This window comes from Candidatus Uabimicrobium amorphum (assembly GCF_009002475.1).
In the GTDB taxonomy this organism is placed as follows: domain Bacteria; phylum Planctomycetota; class Uabimicrobiia; order Uabimicrobiales; family Uabimicrobiaceae; genus Uabimicrobium; species Uabimicrobium amorphum.
In genome coordinates this window covers 1,595,455-1,620,695 of record NZ_AP019860.1, presented here as the reverse complement: position 1 = coordinate 1,620,695, position 25,241 = coordinate 1,595,455, and the positions used below count along the sequence as shown (strand labels likewise).

Genomic DNA, 25,241 nt, shown 5'->3' with positions numbered 1-25,241 from the left:
CAGTGTGCATGCCTCATATTGTGTTATTCGTAATCGCTACAATGGTATTTAAAGTTTTGAACAGTTTGGGAGGACTTTACTGCAATTGCATGGATAGTTTTGTTATTACAAAATTTTTGTATTTTTCAATGTACTCAGATTGGGTATTCGACTTGTATCATTGCTACTTAAATCTAATTGAATGAGGTTTTGTAAATGACTTATTTCGTTTGCTAGATTTGTCGGATTATAATCTCGATGAAATGACAAATTCAGACTTAACTGTGGGATTTTTGCTAGTTCTTCACATAGACATGTACCGTTGTACATCGCCAATGAAAGCTTTAGTTCGTTTACAAATGGTAAATATGCGTGATAATGGTCCTGTAAATAGGCCTTGTCTTGGATGTTCAGTATAAAATTACCATTAAATCCACAGTTTTCAAATCGACAGTTGTAAATATTTCTCATTTCGACATTACCTCGAAAGCTACAGTCGTAAAATTGGGAGTTAATGATATTGTAAGGTTTGTGTTCGTCTAGATAAAAGGTACAGCCGTAATATTCACGGTTGCCCACAATTGTTTTCAGTTTTTGTTTTTCAAATTTTGTTTTCTCAGCATTACGAGAGGAACAAATCAGAAGACTGAGGACGGATGAAAATTTAATATGACTTTCTATATTAATAGGCACTTTATTTTGTATACGCTTGCCATCCACAAAAGTACCGCCGCGACTTACTGTATCCTCAATGAACAGTTGACCATCGTCGTTTATAATGGCGGCCTGCCGTAAACTAAGATTTTTTTCCTCTATTTGCAAATCCCTATCTGAATCATCGCGTTTTCTGCCAATAGTTATGCGTTCACCGGGTTTTAAGCACCAATTTACGCAGTAGGGAAACGTACCCGCAATAATAACCATAAGCTGTAGATATATTTCTTTATTCATAAAAGCACCATTGAATGTAACGTTATGTTCTGCGTCTCTGGCTTACAAACCGAGACGCAAGGACCGCAAAATTTAATTTTTTTGAGTGAGTAGATCTCGCACGGTGCTAAGTGCCGTGAGAGCGGCGAGAATAACCATGATTAAGTGAGGCATGACTTTCATCGTTTGGAAATAACTGTTACCAAAGCGCGCTCCAAGTAATAAAGAAATTACAAGTGCTCCAACAAAGGCCAATTTTTGCTTTTTTTTCATTCCAAACGCGCATAAAAGAAGAAGTGCACCAGAGGTTCCACCTGCGATGATCGAGGCTAAGCTACCAGCCTTGATGTAACCAATTGTTCCACCAATAATACTAAAGATACCAAAAACTGCGGTGATGATGGTAGACATAACTTTCCTTTCTTGTTTGTTTTCTATTCATGTTGTATTCATGACAATAATACAATGTCAACGTCTGTTTTTCAAATTAACCAGTGAAAAAAAGTTTCCACTTTCCTCCTCTAAATTAGAAATAAACTCAGTGTCCACACCGTCAATGCCGCGACAGATCCAACGACAAGAGTCCCCAGCGTATGTAATTTGTATCCCTGTTCGACATTCATGTTCGAGAATTGCGTTACTACCCAAAAATAACTGTCGTTGACATGAGAAACGACCATTGATCCCGCTCCGATGGCGATCACAACTAGTGCTTTCGCTGTGTCGTCTGTTAACTGCAACTCTCCTAGCAAAGGAGCCACAATACCTGCGGTGGTAATGATTGCAACGGTGGAAGATCCTTGGGCTGTTTTTATGGCGGCGGCAATGATAAACGGTAGCAAAATACCGATGGGAAAGTCCTGAATGTAATTTCCTACAACAGCGGCAATGTCGGAACTTTGGAGCACTTTTCCAAATGCGCCACCAGCTCCGGTGATGATAATAATTGCAGCTGCGGAGACAATGGCTTCTCCAATCCATCCCTTGGTAGACATCATGTCGCTGTGTAGTTTTTTGGGCAGTAACAGTGCTAAGCCTACGCCACATAACAGAGCAACAACTGGTTGTCCGCAAAAGATCAGCCATTGGGTTAAAACTCCTTCACCAAGAGGTTTCGAGGGCAGTTTGGCGATGGATTGTAATACGATGAGAAAAATGGGAATTAAAATAGGCGCAACAGAACGCGATACAGATGGACGTTCTTGTTGCGGCGGTGGAGTAGGTTCTTGTATATTCGCATCCGCTAAATCAAAACGAGAAGCGTATTTCACGGCAAACAACCAACCGGAAAGTAAGGCCACAAAACTAACGGCAAAGCCCCACATAATAACTAAACCGAGATCCGCACCTAGAATACCAGCGGCAGCGACAGGTCCCGGCGTGGGAGGAACCATGGTGTGTGTCACATATAATCCAAGTGCCAAAGCAACAGCACCAGCAGCAATCGATTTTTGGGCGCGTTTGGAGAGTGCCTTGTTTAACGGCGAAAGAATGACGAAGCCGGAGTCGCAAAAGACCGGCATGGAAACTATGTAGCCGACTATTCCCATGGATAGAGAAACGTTCTTTTCTCCGGTGATTTTGAGAGCGTTTTCGGAAAGAGTAAAAGCCGCTCCGGATTTTTCGAGAAAAGTACCGATGATCGTTCCAAATAGAATGACAATACCAATATAGCCTATTGTACCACCAAATCCGGTATTGACAGCTTTGACAACGCTGAGGGGTTCCATGCCTGATAGTAACCCAAAACCAATAGCCGCTAAAATCAATGCCATAAAAGGATGCAACTTCCATTTTGTGGTGCTAAATACGATAAATAAAATCGCGCCTACCAGTAAAAAAATTGGCAAAGAAGACTGTGTTGAGATGGGAACGCTAGAAACAATAACCGTTTTTGTGTCTCGATTGATTGTATACAAATTTTGTGGTGAAGGTGTCCTGTCGAAGGCAATGCCTTGACCACGACTGTTTACTTTAATGGTTTTTTGAAAATGCAAAGTACTCTCTTCTTTTACAATACTAAGAGCATATAACTCGGCGGCATCATGACCACTAACATAAAGAAGACCGTCAGCTCCCCATGCTCCTCCGGAACAACTGTAAGGTGCAAATTTTTTGACAACAGTTTGTGGGAACTTCCACGAACCAAGAGGACGCCACTGGTCATCGTATTTGACCAAAGTCGTCATTTCGACACCTTTTCCTTTTTCACCACCTTTTTTGTCGTAGTGTGCGAAACATACCCACCAGAAGTCTTGGTAACGATCCACCCATGTACAAGAACCAGGAGGATTTGCAAAATGAATACTGTTGCAGTGTGATAAAGTATTTGTGTCCCACACCTCAATCGAACTTTTCATTGGTGTATTGGGCCAATTGGAATGTCCACAGTACAGTCGATCATTTACCACTAGACCACTATTTAAATGGATAATTTTTCCGGGCGTTGTCGCGTTCCATTCTGCGGTAAGTTTGCCTGTATCTTTACGATGTTTTGCAATGCTTCGCGTTTTGATGGTGTAAAAATGCTCGCGATCAACAGCGACTCCTTGATGAGCAAGTGGTGATTGGAACGTACGAATTACAGGAAAATCATAGGAGTTGTCTTGCGCTACAATGGCAATCAACCCAAGAGCGATTAATATGAGTTTTCTCATTGCTATCTTTCTTTTGTACAATTGTTATGTGATGGTGGGGACTTATGTACTCAATGTTACTTAATCTCAATGACAATTGACAATGTTTTTTGTATTTCAAAAGTGAGTGGCGGAGTAAAGCGCTACGTGAAACGAAAAGATAGCTTGACAAAATACATGGCTTTGGATAAGAATATTGACTCTACCACACTATTGTGATGAGCGTTTTTTACCACTTGTGGCAGAATAAAAGCTATCGTAACAACTGTAAAACAAACGCTTGTTGATTCCACGACGTCTAAGAACGAAATAATAGCAATAGTAATCTTTGTGAATGATATGATTTGATTGTATGTATAGGAGATATTTCGTGTTTAACAATATGATTGCGAATATGTATGGGCCTCATTTTCTTATGTTGCAGGTAATTCTTACAGTAGGAATTATTATTGCAATGATGTTACTATCCTTTTTGAAAGACAAGAGTAGTTCATATCCATTGCCGCAGAAGAAAAATTTTGATACGTACCAAATTGCATTTCTACGCGGACGTGTGGACGAGGTCATTCGTCTTGCGATCTTCAATCTTGCAGAAAAAGACTTTATTGAATTGCATACTAAGAACGGAAGAACCTCTATAGGCCCCGGATTAAAAGAACTCCCTGCTGACAGTAATCCTGTAGAAGTGGAAGTATACAAATACGCGCAAGTCAAGTCGGATGACTTTTCAAAGATCTTCACTTCCAAAACGGCAGAAAAAATAGATCGTTTTTTTCTTAACCACGAACTGAATCTGGAAAAACAGCACTTGATTTTTTCTGAAAATCATTATGCGTTTATTAAACAAGCATTTCTTGTGGGAATGATTTTGATATGCTCTATTAGTGGTTATAAGCTACTGGCCGCCCTTTCTAAAGGTCGTCAAAATGTCGCTTTTTTAATTATTTTTGCGGTGGTGGCATGTATATTGATCACGAAAGCGTATCAATATCTAAAGAATCAACGTTTGACAAAATTGGGTGTGCAATACATCAAAAAATTGCAAGTGATGTTTGATACACTCAAAAAGCAAACACTTGAGGATACACCACAAGCCAACTTTCCCGTTGTCCTTGCTGTTTTTGGAATGGGAGTTTTAGGGGACAGTTATCACCGCGATATGTACAAAGATGTATTTCGTAGTAGTTACGATGGCATCAGTTCTCCAGCCAGCGGTTGCGGTGCAGGCTGTGGTGGCGGAGGAGGCTGCGGTGGCGGTGGAGGCTGTGGCGGTTGTGGAGGCTGTGGCGGTTAGACATGGAGTCTCTTCCCAAACTTGGCGTTGGTCTCGGCTATCGTTCCCCGTTTATGGGGGACATTTTTCTCCATCACCAGCAAATTGATTTTTTGGAAATTGTCGCCGATCATTTTATGAGTGATATACCACAAAAAAATCACGAGCTACAAATGCTTCGCGAAGAATTTACTTTGATACCCCATGGATTAAATTTATCACTGGGGAGCGCGGAAGGGGTAAATTTAGAATATGTCGAAAAACTAGCTGTTCTTATAGAGAAAGTATCTCCACCATGGTGGAGTGAGCACATTTGTTTTACTACGGCAGGAGGCATCGATATCGGTCATTTGTCACCGTTACCATTCAACCAAGAATCAGTGGATGTACTGTGCCGAAATGTCGAGACAGTTCGCAAGTACATCAAAACACCACTCCTTTTAGAGAACATTACTTACTTGTTTCGCGTTCCGGGTAGTACAATGACCGAGGCGGAGTTTATCTCTAAAGTTATTCGTACCACGGGCTGTGGTTTATTGCTAGACTTGACGAATGTTTATACCAACGCCACGAATTATAACTATGATATAGAAGAATATCTTGCTCATTTGCCGATGGAAAAGGTGGTACAACTACATTTTGTCGGTGGACATTGGGACGAAGATGTGCTAATTGATAGTCATTCTCACACAACACCTCCTGAAGTTTGGAGTATTATGCACAAAGTTTTTGAAAGAGCTGCGGTGAAAGGTGCTATTCTCGAACGCGATGAAAACCTACCGCATTTCGATGAAATTTTACAAGAACTGAATAAAGCACGGGAAATCTCAAAAAAATGGCCTTAAGCGAACAACAAAAAACTTTGGCGTTGTTGTATACGCAACCGCAGTTACGCGAAGAATTTTTGCAAGATCCGCGTCGCATGCTACAAAAACTCCAGCATAGTGAAGAGGACATTGAGGTATTTATGAAAGCTTCTTTGCCTGAGTTACGACGTTTTGCGCAAAGTCTATTTCGCAAACGTTACCAATGCATTTGCAAAATACTTCCTTTGGCGAAAGAAATCTTGTCAGAAAAATTTTCGCGAGAATTTTGCGATTTTCACACGCAATTCAATCCTAAAGGAATCAATAAACACTATCACGATGCTCTGGCATTTATCGGTGTTTTGATTGATAAAGAAGCGAGCAAGACAAAACGTGAATTACTTACCTATGAAAAGATATGGTTGGAAATGTATCTCTCTCCAAAACCTTTTCGTGTTAGACTATTTACGATTTCTCTAAAAAAAGCCGTAAAAGATCCTCATCGTTTAGTTCGAAAACTATCTTTGGCAGTATGGTATCACAAAGACCATCGTACACATTTGAAAATTTTTGGGCTGTGATTTTGCCCCTAAGTCTTAGGCTGGTTCAATGCTTATTACTTTTCTACAAATTTTTGATGCATAGAGAGAGGTGGGACCAATCCATGCCCCAATATCAAGGTAAACGGAATCTTTATGAAGTAGGAGACATAATTTTAAAAGTATTAGGTTCCCATATATTGCGTGCAGCATCTCTCCAAAACCCTATATGATAAGGATCTACACGCATTTTTACGCCATTTATCTTGACGGTATAATAACCACGTCCTCGAAAGTAAAATTTTAACAACGCCTTAATAAAATTTATACTTGTCCCATTTTCATAAATAGACTGCGATTTTATTGTCCAATTATTTTGTGAAACTCTACATTCGTGTAGAGTCGATTTTCCTTCATGCGTTCAAAAAACATTGTGCCTTGTAGATGATCGTATTCATGTTGGAAAACGCGGGCAATAAATCCTTCAAAGTCGGCAAAAACTTCTTCTCCGTAGCGATCGGTATACTTCACATAGATTGTTTCGCTACGCGGCACTTGTCCGCGCTTATCAGGTATGCTCAAGCAACCTTCCCAATCGCTTATTTGTTGTGAGCCATACTCGATAATTTCAGGATTTATGACTGCTGTTGTCGGCATGACAGGGGCGTAAGGATAACGTGGATTGGGGTGAGACATCAAAATAAAGATGCGCAGCGAGTACCCTACTTGAGGTGCCGCAATCCCCATACCTTTGGCGAGTTCACAAGTATGCGCCAAATCGTCAATGAATGTTTGTATTTGTTTATCAGCGATGTTAGATACTGGTTGTGCTTGCTGTTTTAAAACAGGATGCGGATAATGATAGATGCGTAGTTGTTTGGCCATAGTATTTCCGCTAGTGTAAACGATCGCGTTCTTCCGAAAGTAACAAACATTCACGTATTCTTTTTGTCGATACGGCAAAACCTATGCTGTTCGCTTTTCCCACCACGTAGGTATTCATACCGATCATGATCCCTTCAGCATTCAACAATGGTCCGCCGGAATTTCCAGGGTTTATCGGAGTGTCCGTTTGTATATTGTCTCCGCGAATCGCACTCACCGTTCCACTGGTTAAGGACCACTTATAACCACGTGGATGACCAATGGCATATACGGTTTGTCCTACTTTTACTTTTTCCCCCATTGGCATGATATAGTTTGGATGTATCGCGTGCGGAAATTCAATGAAGGCAATGTCTATTTCTTCGTCTTCGTAGCGGTCTACCACACGTAACCGATACGATTTTTTATTTCTTAAGGTGACAATGACCAACTCTTGGTTTTTAACTACATGTGCGTTGGTTACGATTAAATTCTGTTGTTTGTGGCGAACAATCACACCACTACCCAGAAGTACATCGGCTTTTATCATCACCACGCATTGTGCACGCTTGTTGTATATTTCTTCGCCTAAATTATTTTGTTTAGCGATGGCAAATATTTCGTGCTTAACGTAATTTCTCACTTGGGGAATGAGTAAGTAAATCGCAAGCACTACCGCGATTGCAACAGGGATGAGAGTTTTTATCAAAGAGCTTTTGCGGTTTTGTCTTACGAGACGTTCTACATCGCGAAACAACTCCTGCGGTTCCGAGCATCTATCTTCTGGATTTTTAGCCAGGAGGCGATAGATAAATTTCTCTAAACTACGCGGGGTTTGTGGAGCTATTTTCTTTAATGGATGTGGAATTCGTTGTTTGAAATCTTGGCGATTGGTGTTTTCAAATGGAGAATAACTACTCATGCAGAAATAGAGCACTGCACCGAGAGAAAAGCAATCGCATGTAAAACTGAGTTTACCTTTTTCAGTTAGTTCCGGGGCGCAATAGTCATAGGAGCGTACCTCGATACCATAGGTATGTCCCTTGTTAGATTCTACCGCACGAATTAAGTTAAAATCACAAAGTTTTACTTTGTGATCACCAATCATAATATTTTGCGGAGAAATATCGCGATGTACTAAATTTTTTGACCAAATATGTTTTAATGCCGATGCCAAATCTTCGGCTATTTTCAGAGTACTTTCTTCGGTTAAAGGCCCGTTTCCTCGTACATATTGATCTAACTGTGTGCCATGGAAATATTCCATAACAAGATAGTAAATATCGAGAATTTGTCCAGATTCAATAGCGGTAATGATGTTTGGGTGTTGCAATTGACCCAAGGCTTTCACTTGGCGTTGGAAGAGCTCGATATGTTTTTCTGACCTTGGCTGTAGTAATTTTATGGCGACAAGGCGGTTGCCCATATTTTTTTGTTTTGCTTTGTATACGACTCCAAAGCGACCTACACCTATTTTACCCACGATGACATAGTTTTTAAAAATAGAAGTTTTATCGTCTACTTTTAAAAACTCTTCCTTGGTAAAGTCATAATCATCGCGAAGTATTTGGCGCAGAGTTTTTTCACCATGATAGACCGTCTCATATGAAGACGGCTCTTCTGTAGAGGGCTTTTCTGCAGTACATAGTTGGCTTTGCAATTGTTCTTTGGAGAACATGCGTATTCTTTGATCGGGAGCACTCATTTTTAACTCTTATTTAAAAACGTAGTAAAGTTTCAAAGCGAAGCATAAAAACGCTTTGGTCACCATCAGCACCTAATTCGTCAAACACATCTTTAAAAAATGTAGAATTAAAAAGTACACCTGCTGCCAGGACAAAAGTGAGATCGCTGCTGTATTCCCATACAACGCGTACATCAATTTCTTCGCCAATATGGCGGCTAGTATTTGTCGTATCTATCGCTTCAAAATGCGCGTACAATATTTCTAAACGCATTTCTTCACTTGTGAGAGGTTTTAAACTAATACCTGATTGAAATTTTACCGCCCAGTAGTTGGAGTCAACATCTAAGCCATAATCGTTTTCTTCTACGATTATTGTACTGTCAATGTCTTCAAAAGTAACAAGGTCACTATTTTTGTCGCGATTAGGGTCGTCGTCATCTCCGGAAATGTACCACATCGAAATATCGACGAATGGTTTCCAGTCACTTTTTTCGTAAGAAAATCGCGTTCCGAGATATCCGCCGAAGGCCAAATGTGCTTGGTTCTTGTTGGCAAATGCTGGGGCGAGATTCTTGCGGTCAAGTATTCCAAATTGAAATAGCGTTTCGCCATAAAATTCAATTAAGTATACATCGGGTTGGTTACTCATAAAATAGTCAAAACCAAATCCGACAGACCAAATTGGCTGATTGTTATCACCAAAGATTGCCGCAACGATTACATTGAAAAAGCGCACCAGTAACGCCTCTGATTCATCTTCATTTACAACGGTTTTGGAGAAATCGAGGTCTAAATTTATTCCAGCAATGGACTGATCTTGGCGTAAAAACCCATTTTCTTGGGTGTTAAAGTAAAACGCCTCTAAATCTGCTTGGAAAACCTGGCTCAATTGAAAAGCATCACTCATTTGCCAACGATAAACAAATCCACGTGCATTGATGTCTTCGCCATCTTCATCGACATTGGGGTCGCCATCATTAAAGGGGGACTCTGATTCTCCTAGGTCGAGGAAAAAAGCATCACCATTAGCACGTAGCGCGTAACGCTTGGGAATAATACCGATTTGTAACATCGTATTTGAAAATAAGAAGTCACTAATGTTCAAGTACGCGCGCTCTATTTCAAAAATAAAATTGTTTTCTTCCGCACGGTTGGTAATGAATAAGTTTCCAGATCTGTTGGCTAGTAAACCCGTATTGAGCTGTGTTGCCACACGTACTTCGTTGTGAAGTTCCAAAACAGCTTGAATATTTTGATTAAACATAATATCCAAACGCAAGGTAAGTCGTGGGTCAAAAAAATCTCCATCGAGGTTTGTTGTCTGGTCTGCTAATACGGCATCGGCAAAGAGATCTTCGCGAAAAACATAATTGAATCCTAATGTTCCGGAAATCATTATATTACGGACATCGCGATCTTCATTGATAATGACGGCTCCGCCACCGTAGTCATCCTCTTCCTGATAGTATGTTTCTTGTGGGTCATAACCTTCGTTCGTATCTGTATTTTCACTTTCGTTGTTACTTTGCTTTTCGTTGTCGTTTTGCTCTCCGTTGTCGCTCTGCTCTTTGTTATTGCTTTGCTCTTCGTTTTCGTTTTGCTTTTCGTTTTCTTCGTCAGGAAAAAAGTCGTCGTTATTTTCTTCGGAACGTATTTCTTCTTCTTCGTCGGGGAAAAAATTATCTTCATCCTCGGAACGAATTTCTTTTTCTTCATCAGGGAAAAAATCGTCTTCATCCTCAGAGCGAGTTTCCTCTTCTTCAGGAGGAAAAAAATCGCCTTCTTGTTCCGAACGAATTTCGTCTTCTTCAGGAGGGAAAAAGTCATCTTCCTGTGCAAACAATGTACATGTGATAACTAATACAAAAGTAAGTAAAAATATTCTCATTACGAATCCTTACAGATTATTAAGTGCATACTCCATGTATTTTTTCATTTTTGCAGGAGTCTGGTATCGTTTGTTTATATTGTGGTGCATTGACTTATTGACAATGTCGATCACCTCTTTGGATAAGCCACTGACGAGACTTTCTATCGGCTCTGGCTGCTCGTTTACTTTGGCTTTTAGAATATCTAAAGCACCGCGAATATTGGCATAAGGTGGTTGACCACTTAACATGTGGTAGATCGTGGCACCTAACGCATAGATGTCGGCGCGGTGATCTACTTCTTTTGCACTGCGAATTTGTTCAGGAGCCATGTAGTACGCAGTTCCCATCATTTGTCCTGTTAGTGTCGCACCTTTTTCTTCTAATATCTTTCCCAGGCCGAAATCGGCGAGTTTTACTTTGCGATTTCTGCGATCTATCATGATATTTGCTGGTTTTAAATCGCGATGAATAATTTTCTGCTTTAGTGCGTGCTCCAGAGCGAGGGCTACGGCTATGGCAATCTTCAAAGTGTGCCGAGGTTGTAGCTGCTTACGGCTACGTAAAACCTCTTCTAAACTTTCGCCTTCGATGTATTCCATCACAATATACGGGCGGCCATTGTAGCTGTCTACGTCAAAGATACGTACAATATTTGGATGTTCTAATCGCGAATGGACGCGCGCTTCTTGTTTGAATCGGTCTGCGGCTTGTTGGTCCTTTTCCATTTTTGAGCTCAGCAACTTGATCGCAGCGTAGTTTTTAACCCCAATGTGCTGGGCCAAATAAATCTCTCCCATCGAACCACTGTTTACCGGCTTAATTATGCGGTAATCTCCTATTCGTTCAAGAGTATTTTTGGGGAGAGTAAATTTCTTAACTGGTTTTGTTGCTGACCTTTTTTTGGTTTCCGCATCGTTTGTCGTTATATTCTTTTTTATACTATCTAAATCAAGTGCACTTTCCGCTAAATCTGGAGTATCTTGTTGGGGGTTAGAAGAGTCCTTTTGTACAGACTGAATAGGAATTCTTTTTGCAGTATGCGATCTAGGTTTCCGAGGATTAGACCCTGTTTTGGCAAACCGGCGACTATTACCAGTTTGGCTTTTCAGTTCACTATCTATCCAGTTTACGATGGTACAATCACAACGATTGCAAACAAGACGTAGCTGCCCCGTAAAATTTGATAGAGTAACGGTTAATTGTATCTGGCAAATTGGACAATTAATGATTTTGTGAATGTTGGCGGACACTGTTGATCCTCGGACTTTCTAAAAAAAACCACATACTATTAACGAATAGATAGTGAATAATTCCATACTGCATCTTCTTGAGCGCGTGTGTCAATAGATCCTGGACGTAAATAGCGTATTTCGCGAATAGCCTCGTCAGGTTGCATTCCCTCTTTGGCGAGATAACAGGCGAGCATTGTTCCTGTTCTTCCAATACCAGCGTGACAGTGAGCAACAACGGGCTTCTTATTGTTGAGCATTTGGTCGATGTAATTTACAAAAATTTCTATTTGCGTGAGAGAGGGAGCCGAAAAATCTTTGACAGCTATGTGAAGATAATCCATCTCATATTGTTTTAGTATTTTTTTGTTTAAGGGGTATTCCATTAAGGTAACAATGGCTTTTATGTTGTTTTGAGACAAAAACTCAAAATCGTCTTTTATTGCATTTGTCCTACCCGGTAGTCCCATACCTGCTAATGTCTTAGGAATAACAAAACTAAATCCATTGCGATGATCCATCATTTTACTCACTAAAAAAATACTTTGCAATGATATCATAAAAACAATATACCTTCTATTTAAGCATTTTTCCGCTAATTTTCAAGTTTATAAGTGGTAAAATGTGAATTCTCGCAGTTTCGGTATCAACCGCAAGGAAGTTTTTATTGATAGTTTCCTAATCAATTTCCTTCAGTTCCTGGTAAAATTGTAGTCGCGAGTCGTTGCGTTTCATGTTAAATAGTATGTAACGATATGGACCGCATATATCACTGTAATTACATTTGCGACATTTTTGGTCTTCCGGGGCGGCGGCAAAAAAACCACTTTCAATACCGCGACAAACTAAGTAGCAAATTTTTTGTAGTTTATCATAGGTATCTTGCCATTTATCATAAGTAAAAAAAACCGGTTTGTAATCACCTGTTTCTTGGATAAAACGATGTTCTACGTGTGTAGGGTCGTACCTTTGCTGTAGAGCCATCAACTCTGTAGCAAGTTGTAGTTGCGTTCCACCATAAAAACAATTATTTTTGTACTGGTGGGTGTTTTTGAGGTGATATTGTATACCATGATGTCCGTGGCTTGTCGTGTTGACTTGATCTATTTTTCCTGTAAAGCGAATTGTATGATCTGCATCAATGGTAATAGGGATAGTATCTTGATCGCGGTACGACACAAAAAAATCGTGGTCAATAACATTTTCACTCAAAGAGTGGTACACATATTTCTCTATCGTATTCATCATGCGAATCTTTTCGATTTCAAATATCATCGGATACTTACATTCGTGATCCTTAAAATCTTCTGCAATACACTGTTCTATGACAGAACGAATATTGTTTTTATTTTTGATTTTACGGATAGATTTCAACAGTAGCCTTTTCTTTTGCCAGTCTTTGATAAAAACATCTTTGGGGTAGTTAGGTATTACTTGTAATACGTGCTCTAAAAAAAATTGGTAGGGACATCTTGCATATGCTTCGATGAAATTTGCCGCAACTTCAGACATCTTACTCGGTAAAACTCGCTGGAGAATTTCTTGTAAAGCATCGTCACTTAGTACACCTTCGTATTCAGTAAAAACATCCTTTTGCCACTTGTTGCACAAAGAATCCATCAATAATTTCCATTCTGGGTATGCTGCATAGAGTACCATTAACGCTCCGCGATCGTTTTGCGTTACAGCACGGTCATGCAGTGATAAATCGTATTCTATGATGGTATGCAACTTGCATTTAGGAAAGTTGTATAAGAACTGCGAACGATGTATTTCGTAGAATTCGCCTTGTTCAAATTTAATGATCAAATGCAGAAGGGAGCATGGTTGTTGCTCTTTGCCGAAGATGAAGTCTTGGCGAGGATAAGAAAATATAATTTCTTGTGCCGAATCAAAAAGTAAACACAACAACAGTTTTTCTTTATTTACTTTGTTGGGAACCACACAGTTCAGGGGAGATAGAATGTCGTCATTAAAAATGGTATTCGGTGTTTTTACCGAAGAGAAATAACTGGCAGAGGCTCCTAATACGGCTAAGAATTTACTATCTCTCCCGATGAAATTTTGCCATAGATCAATTTTTCCATTTTCCGGGGCCGATTGTTCCGGACAACAATCGAGAATTTTTTTTGCATTTTTGTGATTCACAGAAAGAAAGTTTATTTTGGCGGCAATTTGCTTTTTATACATCTGTATATCTTGCAATGTTAGTCTATGGACTACTTGCGAAAGTATTGCCATATAGTCTTTGTAGCTATTTTGTTTTCGTAATTGTTTTTCCACTTCGACTAGATACTCAATGACATTGCGAAATAGAAGTTCCTCGGGAGACGTCTTGTCTTGTAAATTGTCCAGAGAGAAATCTTCGGCAAATTTTTCCCAAAGAATAAATAGATTGTCAGAGGTGTGGTGACTAAAGTTTTCGTAGTTAAAATGTGGATGAAAGAATAAATTACACAGCGCATGCGTGGAGAAGTTGTCGATGAAAATTTGTAAAATAATAACGTCCATACTACAATGGTTTGGAGCAAGACTTTGACGTAGCGAACATTGTAAGTCGCACAATGTATTGTGTATACCATTGCGGTATTTTTCATCTTCGGGAATTGCAAAATTCATCATAGATATTTCGCGCGTTTGTGGAATATTATACAATTCATGTAGTTCGTTTTTAAACGTTGTAATGCTTATATTTTGTGTATCTCGCGAAAAAAAATTGTGTGTAAGACTATTCTGTTCTATATTTTGTGCCTGAAACACTTCAAACCCTTGCTCGTAATGCCAATCAATCAATGGTTGAGCATACTCGTAGTAGGGTAGTGAGCGAAATGGGGTATAGCAAAATACTTGAGGATGCTGTTGTAAGGTCATGCGCCATTTATATTCACAAGGATTGTGTTCGTAGAATCCATAAAGGCATATCGCGGAAAATGACAAAAAATAACGCGTGTCACAAAGTAGACCTTGTTCAAAGTCAACGAAATTATGTTTGTGTAAAAATTCGCGATATCTGTTGAAAATCACAATAAAATCTTGCCATTTACTATGATTTTCTCGTTGAGAGAGCACTGTAAATTCCTGCAAGTTGATCTGCATTTGTTGAAAAAACACAATGCTTTCTGCAATGGTTTTGGCGATGGTTTGTGGATTGATTTGAGCAAAATAATTCTGTGGAGGTAAGTCCTGGAGAACCTCTTCGACAACAATAGACTGTAAATGTTGGGGAAGAAAATTTTCGCGACTAGCCAACAATGAGCGTTCAATAAATTCGGATAGTGTAAATAAGTAGATGTTGGTAATGTTACCGAGGTTGGTCACTATGTAGTTTTGTAAATGATTTTTGAGAGATGTACTTTCGGCTATAATGGCAACCGGAGACAAGGCGTTGCTGTATTGTCTTCCTTGTAACAATTTGAACAAGGAGTTTTCAATACAGCGATAAGAGCCTAGTATTAATTTTTTCATACCTTTTTTTCATGGCAATGTTCGCACTTTACCCATCCAGAGTCACCGTCGAGATAATGCTCTTTTTTCCAGATAGGAACGCGTACTTTGAGTTCGTCAATTATGTATTCACAAGCGTCAAATGCCGGGCCGCGATGCACTGAATTTACTCCGACCCATACCGCGACTTCACCTATTTTTAAGGAGCCGACGCGATGAACACAGTGGGCCTCTAAAATAGAGAATTTTTGCTGTGCTTCTTGGAGAATTTTTGCGGCTTCTTTCACGGCAAGTGGTGTGTAAGCTTCATACTCCAACTTTGTTACTTCTTTACCATGGTTGTGGTTGCGTACCCAGCCTTCAAAAGATACATATCCCCCTGCACGCTCGTTGCACAAATTACTCTGTAACGCGCTGGTATTAATATTCGTTTCTTCTAAGTAAAACACTTTATCCTCCTGTCACCGGAGGAATAAATACTATTTTGTCGTTGGTTTGTAAGTGATGATCCCAATCAACAAAATCGTCGTTAATCGCAGGTTTGACATTATCTATGCTTAGTGAAAATCCATGTTTTTTCTGTAGTTCTATGTACAAATCACGCGGTGTTTGTGCTGTGGTTGTTGTCGACTCTCGTTTACAACCGCGTTCTTCGCGCAAAATGGCGTAGTATTCCACTTCGATATCTTTCATTTTTCCCTCATAAAATCGCGTTTTCCACCTTGTTTACTCATGAGTTTTGTCGTTTCAATGACAATGTCGTGTGATAACCCTTTGCACATGTCATATACCGTAAGGGCGGCTACACTTGCTCCTGTTAACGCTTCCATTTCAACGCCGGTTTTTCCCGAGGTACAAGCGTAGCAATCGATCAACAATTTTTTTCCGACAAGTTGTACCTCTACATTGCAATTTTCCAATGCAATAGGATGACAAAGAGGTATCAACTCGCTGGTTTTCTTTGCAGCCATTATACCTGCAATAATGGCAATCTGAATAACGGATCCCTTTGCCGTTTGCAAATCGCCATCGCAAAATAAATCGCAAATGGATTGCGGGAGTAAAACAACGCTTTGTGCGTGTGCTTTACGTTTACTCGTTTTTTTTGCAGTTATGTCAACCATTTGTGGTTGGTCGTTTTTGTCTAAGTGAGAGAACATCAATAGGCCTAATAAAGTTTTTCTATTTCTGCATCGTATTTTTGAATCACCACCTTGCGTTTTACTTTCATCGTCGGTGTCATTTCGCCTGTTTCTACGGAAAACTCTTGCGGATGAATGTAGAATTTTTTGATGGTTTGATATTGCGCTAAACCAGTGTTCACATCGTTTTGTACCTTTTCCTCTACATACGCAAGGAAAGAGTCATCTGTAGCTAAATCCGAAGTGGACTGGTATTCGATGTTGAGTTCTTCTGCAATGGCGGGCATATTTTCGTGGTCAAGAGTAAGTACAGCCACCAAATATTTGCGACGATCGCCAACAACCACAGCATGACCGATTCCTGGTATGGAATGCAATGCTTGTTCGATAGGTTGTGGAGCGATATTTTTTCCCCCCGCGGTAATGATAAGATTTTTTTTACGGTCGGTAATGACTAAGTTTCCTTCATCATCAAATTTTCCGATATCTCCGGTATGTAGCCAACCGCCTTCCCACAACTCCGCAGTATTTTCCTCATCGTGTAAATAACCAGGTGACATATTCGGACCTTTGACGAGAATTTCACCATCTTCGGCGATGCGTAGTTCTAATTCGTCGAAACTTTTTCCCACAGTACCAAAACGAGGCTTGAGAGGCACTGTTGTCGAAATAAGACCACTGGTTTCACTCATACCATATACTTCAAAAATAGTAATCCCGATAGAAGCAAAGAATTTTTGTGTTTCTATGCTAATAGGGGCCGCTCCGGTAACGGCAACTTCGATGCGATCAAATCCAAGACGTTCTTTGATTTTCGATATAACTAGTTTGTTGGCAAGTTTGCGCGAGAAACTCTGGATGTTTTTACCCTGTTTTGCTCCTTTGTCAAAACATGCCAACTCAACTTTTCGTGCCCAATCTAAGAGCTTTCTCTTCATACCTGTTGCCTGAGAAAGTTGTTTGCCAACAGCATCGGCAAATTTTTCCCACACGCGAGGAACGCCTAAAAATACATTGGGGCGTGCTTCGATGAGATAATCTTTAACTTCTTTCATATCTGGACATAGGTAGACTTCCCCACCAGTGTACAACTGGGCCGCGTTGGTGATGATTTGTTCTGCGATATGCGAAAGTGGCAAATAAGAAACTACTCTCGTGCGTTTTAAGTTAAAACGTCTAATGGCAATACTCCCTGTAGCATACAGGTTGTTGTGCGTGATGATAACTGCTTTAGGTCGACCAGTTGTTCCCGACGTGTATATAAGGAGCATCGTTTTGTCTTTGTCAAGTGCTTTGAGCCGACTTTGACGTTCTTCTTCGTGTTCTTTGTTTCCCAGTTGCATGAACTCATCAAAACTCAAACTCCACTCTTTATCGCGGTCTGCGAAATCGCGCAGTACGATCACTTTTTCGACATCGATATTGTCACGTTCCTGAACGAGCTTTTTATACTGCGTTTCATCTTCGATAATCACGAAACGCGACTTGGAATGTTTGAGAATGTAGGCAACTTGGTCGGCTTTTGAAGTGACATAGATAGGTGCTGGAATTCCTCCTGCGCCGACAATACCAAATTGCGAAAATAAAAACTCTTTGCAATTGTGAGCGATAATTCCTACGCACTCATCACTCTTGTGTCCCAGAGCAATAAGAGATCTAGAGACAGCATCTACTTTTTCCTTATACTCTTTCCAAGACGTTGTTTGCCATGTATTGCCTGCTTTATTATAGAGAGCATTGCGATCAGGTATTTTTTCTGCCCAATAATTTATTTGTTCATTTGCGATTACTTTATCCATATAGTAAACTCACTTAAACTACAAATTTTGTTATTAACAGTTGGTGGTGGCGTAATTGTTAGTTAAATGTTTACGCTTCATTCCAAAGAGGAATGGTTGTAACAATATTTTACTTAACTATTGTTTTGTGAAGTACATATTTTCGGAAAATCAAAGAGATTTCACATCGCAATTAACTACTAAATTTTACTGGCGATGTTGCTTTTGCGGCAACGGTTTATCAAAAATCTCAAACCAAGTATCTATTTCTACAAGAGAAATGTACAAATACTTTCGCCCAGCCACGTATTTTTTAGTATAATATTCTAACCTAACTACAGGTGTATTTGCAAATTAGTTTTGAGGAAATGATGTATTTAAAAGACAAAATTGCCAAATACAGCGCACATTATTCCGCTGACATTAAGGGAGATTTGTACACAATGACAGCGGATCATCTACATAGAGGGGTCGAGAATAACACCGAGATAAACATACAATCATATGCGATTTGACATATATTGTTGATTTCGTGAACTCCCCCCACAGTAGTATAATAACTTAAAGGATCGTTTTATGAAAGCTGCAGAAAAAACGCAGGAATATAAAAACAGCCATATTTACCGATTGCGCCACTCTCTAGCGCATATTATGGCCCAGGCTGTTTTACAAATACGTCCAGATGCAAAGCTGGGCTTTGGGCCACCAGTAGACAATGGTTTCTACTATGATTTTGATTTTGGCGATAGTCCTATTAGCGATAGCGACTTCAAAGATATTGAAAAGCGTATGAAGAAAATCGTCAAGCAAAAACAAGTCTTCGAAGCTTCGCAAAAATCTTTGGATGAAACCCTTCAACTTCTTGAAGAAACAAACCAGGAGTACAAGATCGAATACGCAAAGGAGCTTGTCGAAACCGGCAAAGCAGAAGGTGGACAGCTGGGCTTTTATGTCAACGGTCCATTTATCGATATGTGTGAAGGACCGCATTTAGAGGACACCGGTAAAGTTCCCAAGGCATGCTTCAAATTGGATAAAATCGCAGGTAGCTATTGGCGCGGAGATGAAAAGCGCCCGATGTTAACGCGCATATACGCGTTGGCTTTTGAAAACGTCGACGAATTGAAAGACTATATCCAACGTCGCGAACTAGCGAAAAAGCGCGAACACCGCAAATTGGGTGCAGAGTTAGATTTATTTGTTATTGATGATGAAGTGGGTGTCGGGCTTCCTATGTGGTTACCCAACGGAACGATTATTCGCGATGAACTGGAAAAGTGGGCCCATGAAGTAGAATTCAAGGCAGGATACAAACGTGTTTCCACTCCATGCATTACACGTTCTAATCTATATCATCGTTCGGGACATTTACCATACTATACAGAGGGAATGTTTCCACCAATGGTGATTGATGATCACGACGAATATTATTTACGACCAATGAACTGCCCACATCACCACAAACTATATATGTCGCGACCACGTAGTTACAGAGATCTCCCAATACGTCTTGCAGAATATGGAGATGTTTATCGTTACGAAAAACACGGTTCTCTCGCTGGTATTCTACGTGTACGTGCCATGAGTATGAACGACGCACACATTTATTGTGAACAAGATCAAGTCAAAGAAGAATTTACAAAGGTGATGCAGATGTATCGCTTTTATTATGATCATTTGCGCTTGGGTAATTTCCGTGTACGTCTATCTTTGCATGATAAGGACAGCGAAAAGTTTGTCGATAGTGAAGAGGAGTGGGTGGAAAGTGAGAATATCGTTCGCGAAGTTTTACGCGAGAATAATATCGATTTCGATGAAGAAGTGGGTGAAGCAGCGTTTTATGGCCCGAAAGTGGACATACAGTTGAGTAATGTTATGGGACGTGAAGAAACAGTTTCGACATGTCAACTGGACTTTGTGATGCCGGAAAGATTTGATTTGGAATACACGGATCGCAATGGCGAATCACAGCGACCTTTTATTTTGCATCGTGCTCCGCTTAGTACACACGAACGCATGATTGCCTTTTTAATTGAGTTATATGGGGGAGCGTTTCCGACATGGATGTCCCCTGTACAAGTACTCATTATTCCGGTGAACGAGACTGTCCACGAATATGCTAAACAAATAGAGTCGCGTTTGTTTGACAACATGCTCCGTGTGGAAACAGACTTGAGTGGTGACACGTTCAATAAAAAAATCCGTCGCGGCGTAACACGCAAAATACCTAATATCTGGATAATTGGTAACAATGAGATGGAAGAACAAGCGATCACATGGCGAAGATACTGTGTGAAAGATCAAGTAAAACTCAATATTGATAAAGCTTGTGCAAATCTCATTCGTTGGCGTGACGAACGCATAATGGACAATTTTGACGATATTGTCATTGACGAATAATGCTTGTAGCCTTTCTCGTAAAGAGAAAGGCATTTTTCACGGTAAACAATTATGATCATTCAAAGAGATGAATTAACATTTGCAAGACGCGCAGTACGCCATGGTTTAGTAAGTGGAGAGCAAATGCTGGAGTGCATAAAGTTTTTGCGCAATAGTAAAAACTCTTCTCTTAAAGACATACTTTTGCGCACAGGATATGCAAACAAAGAAGCGATTGAGAAAATTGAACGATCTTTTGCCACAAAAGAATTTGACAAGGTAGAAGAAGGAAAAACTGTTTTAGGTAGTTATTTACTTCTTAAAAAACTTGGTGAAGGTGCAATGGGTTGTGTTTACAAAGCAAAGCACACCAAAAGTGAGCGTATCGTTGCTTTGAAAATATTGGATCAGGAGTTAGCGGAAGATCATGGGTTTATTTCACGGTTTTTACGCGAAGCAAAAAATGCTGCCAAATTAAAAAAACATCCCAATATTGTGGAAGCGTATGATATTGGCGAATATAAGGGAAAATTTTACTTTGCCATGGAGTTCGTTGATGGCTGTTCGTTAGCACAAATTATCTACGGCAAAGGAAAAGTTACGGAAAAACAAGCGCTGATTATTTGTCGACAGATCGCGTCTGCCTTAGAGCATGCCGATCGTTTCTCTATTGTACATCGCGATGTCAAACCTGAAAATATTTTATACTCCACAGAGGGGGTCGTGAAGCTTTGTGATCTAGGTTTGGCGAAAGACTTATCGCAGGATATTTACCACTCGGCAGGCATTACTCTTGGCACAGCGTGTTACGCTTCTCCTGAACAATCGAGTGGAAATAAAAATATCGATATCCGTACAGATATTTACTCATTGGGAGTATGCCTTTATCAAATGCTGACGGCAAAGTTACCGGTAAACAATCGCTTTACTTTAAACCCCAAATTGAATATATCCGAACAAACTATTTCTCTACTACACAAAATGACCGCACGAAATCGCGAAGATCGCTATCAATCTCCAAATGAGTTGTTGAGAGATATCACCAGTATTTTACAAGGAAAAACGGTAAAGTTTAAGGAAAGTACTGTTGGAGAAGAGGAAGAACAAGACCCTTACCGCAAATCGCAAATAGTGCTTACGAGAAAGAAACGCGACTTTCAACTCTCTACACAGCAAAAATGGATTACAGGTATTTGTAGTGCTGGTATTTTGTGGCTAATACTAAGGAATTTTTTATGACAAAGTACATTTTGTGTTTATTTGTATTGTTGGCCTCTTGTGCAAACGATCATATTCTTGAACCTCCCGACTATGACACCCCTTCCTCAGACCCCGTCTGGGTAGAATCTTCCGCTAAAGGATCTTCACAAAAGCTAGCTATTAGTAAAGCGTGGCGTAACGCAATGCTTCAGTTTATCAAACAAAACATGTCTGGCGATTTGTATGCGCGAAATGTAGGTCGCATCAATGGCTTTGTTATTGAAAATTGGCGTAGTTATGCCATCGGAGATCCAGAAATGCCGCAAATTATTCAACGCTACCATAACCGCAAGGTACGTATTCGCGCACATATTCGTGGTGAAATTATCTACGATGTACAACGGCAGTTGCATTAAAGGACTAGGTATGGATAACAGAACAATTATCTGGATACACCGATTTTCTTACTTGGGATATATTAGTTTCGCTGTTGTCTCCGCACTCGCTGTACTCGGTATATTTATGCTACCGAGCTTTCGTTTGGTGGGGGCTTTTGAAGTTGCTTTAATTCTATGTGCAGTAGCTGGGGTGTGGTCTTTTTATCACTTGAGAAATGAAAATCCCGTCGCGTTGCTTTTGTGTAAAGTTATCGCAACTTTGTTATTGTTAGCACACGGCTGGGCATTTCTCAAGATACTACGTGTTATACTGACACCATCGGTTTTATCAAATATGTTTCAAAGCTCTGAGGCTTTTTTCCCGATCGCAAACGCCGTTAGCACAAGCATCTTTATATTTTGGGCGATATTTTTAATGTGGCGCTTTTTTTTACACTTAGATTCTGAAAATGAAGAAAAACGAGAATTTGCGATAGATGGTCAAGTATATATAACCGCTATTTTCACAGCATTGAGTTTTGCCATGGCAGCTATCAACCATCTACAAATCGACAGCGCACAAGCCGCATTAAACATAAGAATTTCTTCAGGCGGTATTGTTATGCTTGGCTTTGCAGGATGGCGGGTTCTACACTATATACTTCTTTTCGCTTCCATTGTACTCATCATTACCGCAACTTTACGTATGGAAAAAATGGCATCGATGATATGTTTATCCGTGGCAGTTATATTTGTGGTACAAACCCCGATCGCCATGTACGCAGCCCTAACCTCCAACTTTGTCCCACAACTAGCGGCAAGAATGATGTTGTTAATTCCATTGACATTCATTTTCGCAGGTTTGGTGATAGTTTTTTATTGGCTGGCGGATAGCTTTTTAGTGATACATCAGTTGAAGACGGCCGAAATAGAAAATGCATAAAAAAAAGATGCTCTAAATTTAGAGCATCTTTTTTGTTATTACGAATACTTTGCTATTGCTTATTTCTTTTCTTTTTCTCTTTGCTTTTCGATAATTTCCTCAGCGATATTCTGTGGTACGCTGTCGTATTTATCAAAAACCATGGAGAAAGATGCGCGTCCTTGTGTTGCATTACGCAATTCACTGGTGTAACCAAATAGGTTTGCTAGAGGTACTTTTGCCTTTATGAGCTGTGCGGAGCCTTGTGTTCCCATCTCCACGATCTGTCCTCTTTTGCTACAAACATGGCTAGTGATACTACCAGCATATTGCTCTGGTGTCACAACGCTTACATCCATTATAGGCTCTAGAATTTCAGGCTTCGCTTTACGTAAAGCTTCTTTGAGCGCAATACTCGCACAAGTTCTAAACGCCATCTCAGACGAATCCACATCGTGGTAAGAACCATCGATCAAGGTAAATTTTACGTTAACTACCTGGAATCCAGCATAAGATCCTTTTAGCATCGCGTCTTTTGCACCTTTTTCAACAGAAGGTATGTATTCACGTGGAATGCGACCTTGAACAACTTTATTTTCAAACTCGAATTCCTCTTCGTGCGGCTCGATTTTAAAAATGATGTGAGCGTACTGACCTTTACCACCTGTTTGCTTAACATACTTTTCTTCGTGCTTGACTTCGCGACGAATTGTTTCGCGATATGCTACCTGAGGTGCGCCTGCTTGTACATCTAAACCAAACTCTCTCTTCATACGATCAAGAAGAATTTCAAGGTGTAATTCACCCATTCCTGAAATGATGGTTTCATTGGTTTCATGGTCTAGGCGTACAGTAAATGTCGGATCTTCTTCGGCAAGTTTATGTAAAGCCTTCATGGTTTTTTCTTGCTCAATGCGATTCTTTAGAATGATCGCCATACTCAAAACAGGTTCTGGAAAATCAATCGCTTCCAGTACAATTGGATGTTCTTCACTACATAGAGTGTCACCTGTTACCGTATCACTCAAACCAATTACCGCTCCGATATCTCCACAGTATAGTTGTTCTACAATTTCTTGGCGATTGGCGTGCATTCTCACAATGCGTCCTACGCGTTGTTTTTTGTCTTTGGTTGAATTATAAATGTAAGAGCCTGACTCTAGTGTACCAGAGTAAACGCGAACGTAAGTAAGTTTTCCCATGTGTTTGTCTGCAACAACTTTGAACGCTAAAGCAGACATTTTGTCGCTGTCTTTTGGGGTACGTTCTGCCTCTTCACCGTCAGGTAAGATTCCTTTTACTGGAGGTATGTCGATAGGACTTGGAAGATAGTATACTACGGAGTCAAGTAGGCGCTGTACACCTTTGTTTTTAAATGCACTTCCACAGAGAACTGGAAAAATATGGCGTAGGTGAGTTGCCTCGCGAATTGCTGTACGAAGTTCGTTTGCTTCGATTTTCTCATCAGCGCAAAATTTTTCGAGTAGTTCTTCATTTGTTTCACTCACGCGTTCTAGTAAGTATTGTTTCCATTCTTTGTAAGTGTCTTGCCATTCTTCTGGAATGGCTTCTTCGTGATAGCTCGCACCACTATCTTTTTCATCGTAGTAAACGGCGCAATCTTCTACAAGATCGATAATCCCTTCGAATTGGTCTCCCGCACCAATCGGAATTACAAGAGGAACTGCCTCAGCTTTAAGATCGTCTTTTATCGCATCGAGTACCTTGAAAAAGTCTGCTCCAGCGCGGTCCATCTTGTTGATGAAAACGATAGAAGGAACATTGTATTTTTCCGCCTGACGCCATACATTCTCAGATTGTGGTTCTACACCACCAACAGCACAAAAAAGAGCGATTGTACCATCGAGAATTCGCAAACTTCTCTCGACCTCTACAGTGAAGTCAACGTGTCCCGGCGTATCGATCAAGTTGATCATGTGATTACGCCAAATAGTAGTTGTTGCAGCACTGGTTATGGTAATACCTCGTTCTTGCTCTTGCTCCATCCAGTCCATTGTCGCATTACCATCGTGGACCTCTCCGATTTTATGTGATTTCCCTGTGTAAAATAGTATCCGCTCGGAAGTTGTCGTTTTACCTGCGTCGATGTGTGCCATAATACCGATGTTGCGTATATGCTCTAAAGAAGTATTCTTTGTCATGAGAGATTACCTTAATAGTTTTG

At 40.2% G+C, this 25,241-nt stretch carries 21 protein-coding genes; 7 read left to right on the top strand and 14 right to left on the bottom strand.

What is annotated here, in order from left to right; genetic code table 11:
* Positions 1–105: 105 nt before the first annotated feature.
* The 3 genes from UABAM_RS05675 to UABAM_RS33890 form a co-directional block, all read right to left on the bottom strand.
* Complete coding sequence (locus UABAM_RS05675; RefSeq protein ID WP_151967032.1) at positions 106–930, bottom strand: FHA domain-containing protein; 825 nt, start codon at positions 928–930, stop codon at positions 106–108.
* Between the two features lie 72 nt (positions 931–1,002).
* Entirely contained in the window at positions 1,003–1,320 is a 318-nt protein-coding gene (locus UABAM_RS05670; RefSeq protein WP_151967031.1) for a TMEM14 family protein, read from the bottom strand.
* Positions 1,321–1,430: 110 nt separating this feature from the next.
* Positions 1,431–3,566 (bottom strand): GntP family permease, encoded by a 2,136-nt coding sequence (locus UABAM_RS33890; RefSeq protein ID WP_261343969.1) that lies wholly within the window; start codon positions 3,564–3,566, stop codon positions 1,431–1,433.
* A 349-nt stretch (positions 3,567–3,915) separates the two neighbouring features.
* On the opposite strand from UABAM_RS33890, the gene UABAM_RS05660 reads away from it, so the two are divergent.
* The 3 genes from UABAM_RS05660 to UABAM_RS05650 are packed head-to-tail and all read left to right on the top strand — an operon-like array spanning position 3,916 to position 6,205.
* Entirely contained in the window at positions 3,916–4,839 is a 924-nt protein-coding gene (locus UABAM_RS05660; RefSeq protein WP_173013149.1) for a TIGR04222 domain-containing membrane protein, read from the top strand.
* Positions 4,840–4,841: 2 nt separating this feature from the next.
* Entirely contained in the window at positions 4,842–5,663 is an 822-nt protein-coding gene (locus tag UABAM_RS05655; RefSeq protein WP_151967029.1) for a DUF692 domain-containing protein, read from the top strand.
* Positions 5,654–6,205, top strand: a complete 552-nt coding sequence (locus UABAM_RS05650; protein WP_151967028.1) for a hypothetical protein — start codon at positions 5,654–5,656, stop codon at positions 6,203–6,205. Before UABAM_RS05655 ends, UABAM_RS05650 begins: the two co-directional genes overlap by 10 nt.
* Before the next feature lie 318 nt (positions 6,206–6,523).
* Here the strand turns inward: UABAM_RS05650 and def are convergent, their stop codons facing one another.
* The 10 genes from def to UABAM_RS05600 all read right to left on the bottom strand — a co-directional run bounded on the left by def (position 6,524) and on the right by UABAM_RS05600 (position 18,199).
* Entirely contained in the window at positions 6,524–7,048 is a 525-nt protein-coding gene (gene def / locus UABAM_RS05645; RefSeq protein WP_151967027.1) for a peptide deformylase, read from the bottom strand.
* Positions 7,049–7,058: 10 nt separating this feature from the next.
* Positions 7,059–8,732 (bottom strand): protein kinase domain-containing protein, encoded by a 1,674-nt coding sequence (locus UABAM_RS05640; protein WP_151967026.1) that lies wholly within the window; start codon positions 8,730–8,732, stop codon positions 7,059–7,061.
* A 13-nt stretch (positions 8,733–8,745) separates the two neighbouring features.
* Positions 8,746–10,602 carry a hypothetical protein gene (locus UABAM_RS05635; protein ID WP_151967025.1) on the bottom strand — a complete coding sequence of 619 codons (1,857 nt, stop codon included), beginning with the start codon at positions 10,600–10,602 and terminating at the stop codon, positions 8,746–8,748.
* Between the two features lie 9 nt (positions 10,603–10,611).
* The gene (locus tag UABAM_RS05630; RefSeq protein WP_151967024.1) at positions 10,612–11,835 is read right to left on the bottom strand and encodes a serine/threonine protein kinase; all 1,224 of its coding nucleotides are present in this window, start codon (positions 11,833–11,835) and stop codon (positions 10,612–10,614) included.
* Between the two features lie 38 nt (positions 11,836–11,873).
* Entirely contained in the window at positions 11,874–12,374 is a 501-nt protein-coding gene (locus UABAM_RS05625) for a phosphatase domain-containing putative toxin (RefSeq protein WP_151967023.1), read from the bottom strand.
* Positions 12,375–12,492: 118 nt separating this feature from the next.
* Positions 12,493–15,279, bottom strand: coding sequence for a PD-(D/E)XK nuclease family protein (locus UABAM_RS05620; protein WP_151967022.1), 2,787 nt, complete (start codon positions 15,277–15,279; stop codon positions 12,493–12,495).
* The gene (locus UABAM_RS05615) at positions 15,276–15,707 is read right to left on the bottom strand and encodes a molybdenum cofactor biosynthesis protein MoaE (RefSeq protein ID WP_151967021.1); all 432 of its coding nucleotides are present in this window, start codon (positions 15,705–15,707) and stop codon (positions 15,276–15,278) included. The genes UABAM_RS05620 and UABAM_RS05615 overlap by 4 nt, the downstream gene beginning before the upstream one ends.
* A gap of 1 nt (position 15,708) precedes the next feature.
* Complete coding sequence (locus UABAM_RS05610; protein WP_151967020.1) at positions 15,709–15,951, bottom strand: MoaD/ThiS family protein; 243 nt, start codon at positions 15,949–15,951, stop codon at positions 15,709–15,711.
* Positions 15,948–16,418, bottom strand: a complete 471-nt coding sequence (gene moaC, locus UABAM_RS05605) for a cyclic pyranopterin monophosphate synthase MoaC (RefSeq protein ID WP_151967019.1) — start codon at positions 16,416–16,418, stop codon at positions 15,948–15,950. The genes UABAM_RS05610 and moaC overlap by 4 nt, the downstream gene beginning before the upstream one ends.
* Positions 16,419–16,426: 8 nt before the next feature.
* Positions 16,427–18,199 carry an AMP-dependent synthetase/ligase gene (locus UABAM_RS05600; RefSeq protein WP_151967018.1) on the bottom strand — a complete coding sequence of 591 codons (1,773 nt, stop codon included), beginning with the start codon at positions 18,197–18,199 and terminating at the stop codon, positions 16,427–16,429.
* A gap of 555 nt (positions 18,200–18,754) precedes the next feature.
* Here UABAM_RS05600 and thrS point away from each other — a divergent pair.
* Genes thrS through UABAM_RS05580 form a run of 4 tightly spaced genes read left to right on the top strand, consistent with a single transcriptional unit; the run spans position 18,755 to position 23,077 of the window.
* Positions 18,755–20,578, top strand: a complete 1,824-nt coding sequence (thrS, locus tag UABAM_RS05595) for a threonine--tRNA ligase (protein ID WP_151967017.1) — start codon at positions 18,755–18,757, stop codon at positions 20,576–20,578.
* A 51-nt stretch (positions 20,579–20,629) separates the two neighbouring features.
* Positions 20,630–21,796 carry a serine/threonine protein kinase gene (locus tag UABAM_RS05590; protein WP_151967016.1) on the top strand — a complete coding sequence of 389 codons (1,167 nt, stop codon included), beginning with the start codon at positions 20,630–20,632 and terminating at the stop codon, positions 21,794–21,796.
* Positions 21,793–22,173 (top strand): hypothetical protein, encoded by a 381-nt coding sequence (locus UABAM_RS05585; protein WP_151967015.1) that lies wholly within the window; start codon positions 21,793–21,795, stop codon positions 22,171–22,173. Before UABAM_RS05590 ends, UABAM_RS05585 begins: the two co-directional genes overlap by 4 nt.
* A 10-nt stretch (positions 22,174–22,183) precedes the next feature.
* Entirely contained in the window at positions 22,184–23,077 is an 894-nt protein-coding gene (locus tag UABAM_RS05580; RefSeq protein WP_151967014.1) for a hypothetical protein, read from the top strand.
* A 59-nt stretch (positions 23,078–23,136) separates the two neighbouring features.
* On the opposite strand, the gene fusA is transcribed toward UABAM_RS05580, so the two are convergent.
* Complete coding sequence (gene fusA, locus UABAM_RS05575) at positions 23,137–25,218, bottom strand: elongation factor G (RefSeq protein WP_151967013.1); 2,082 nt, start codon at positions 25,216–25,218, stop codon at positions 23,137–23,139.
* Between the last annotated feature and the right edge of the window lie 23 nt (positions 25,219–25,241).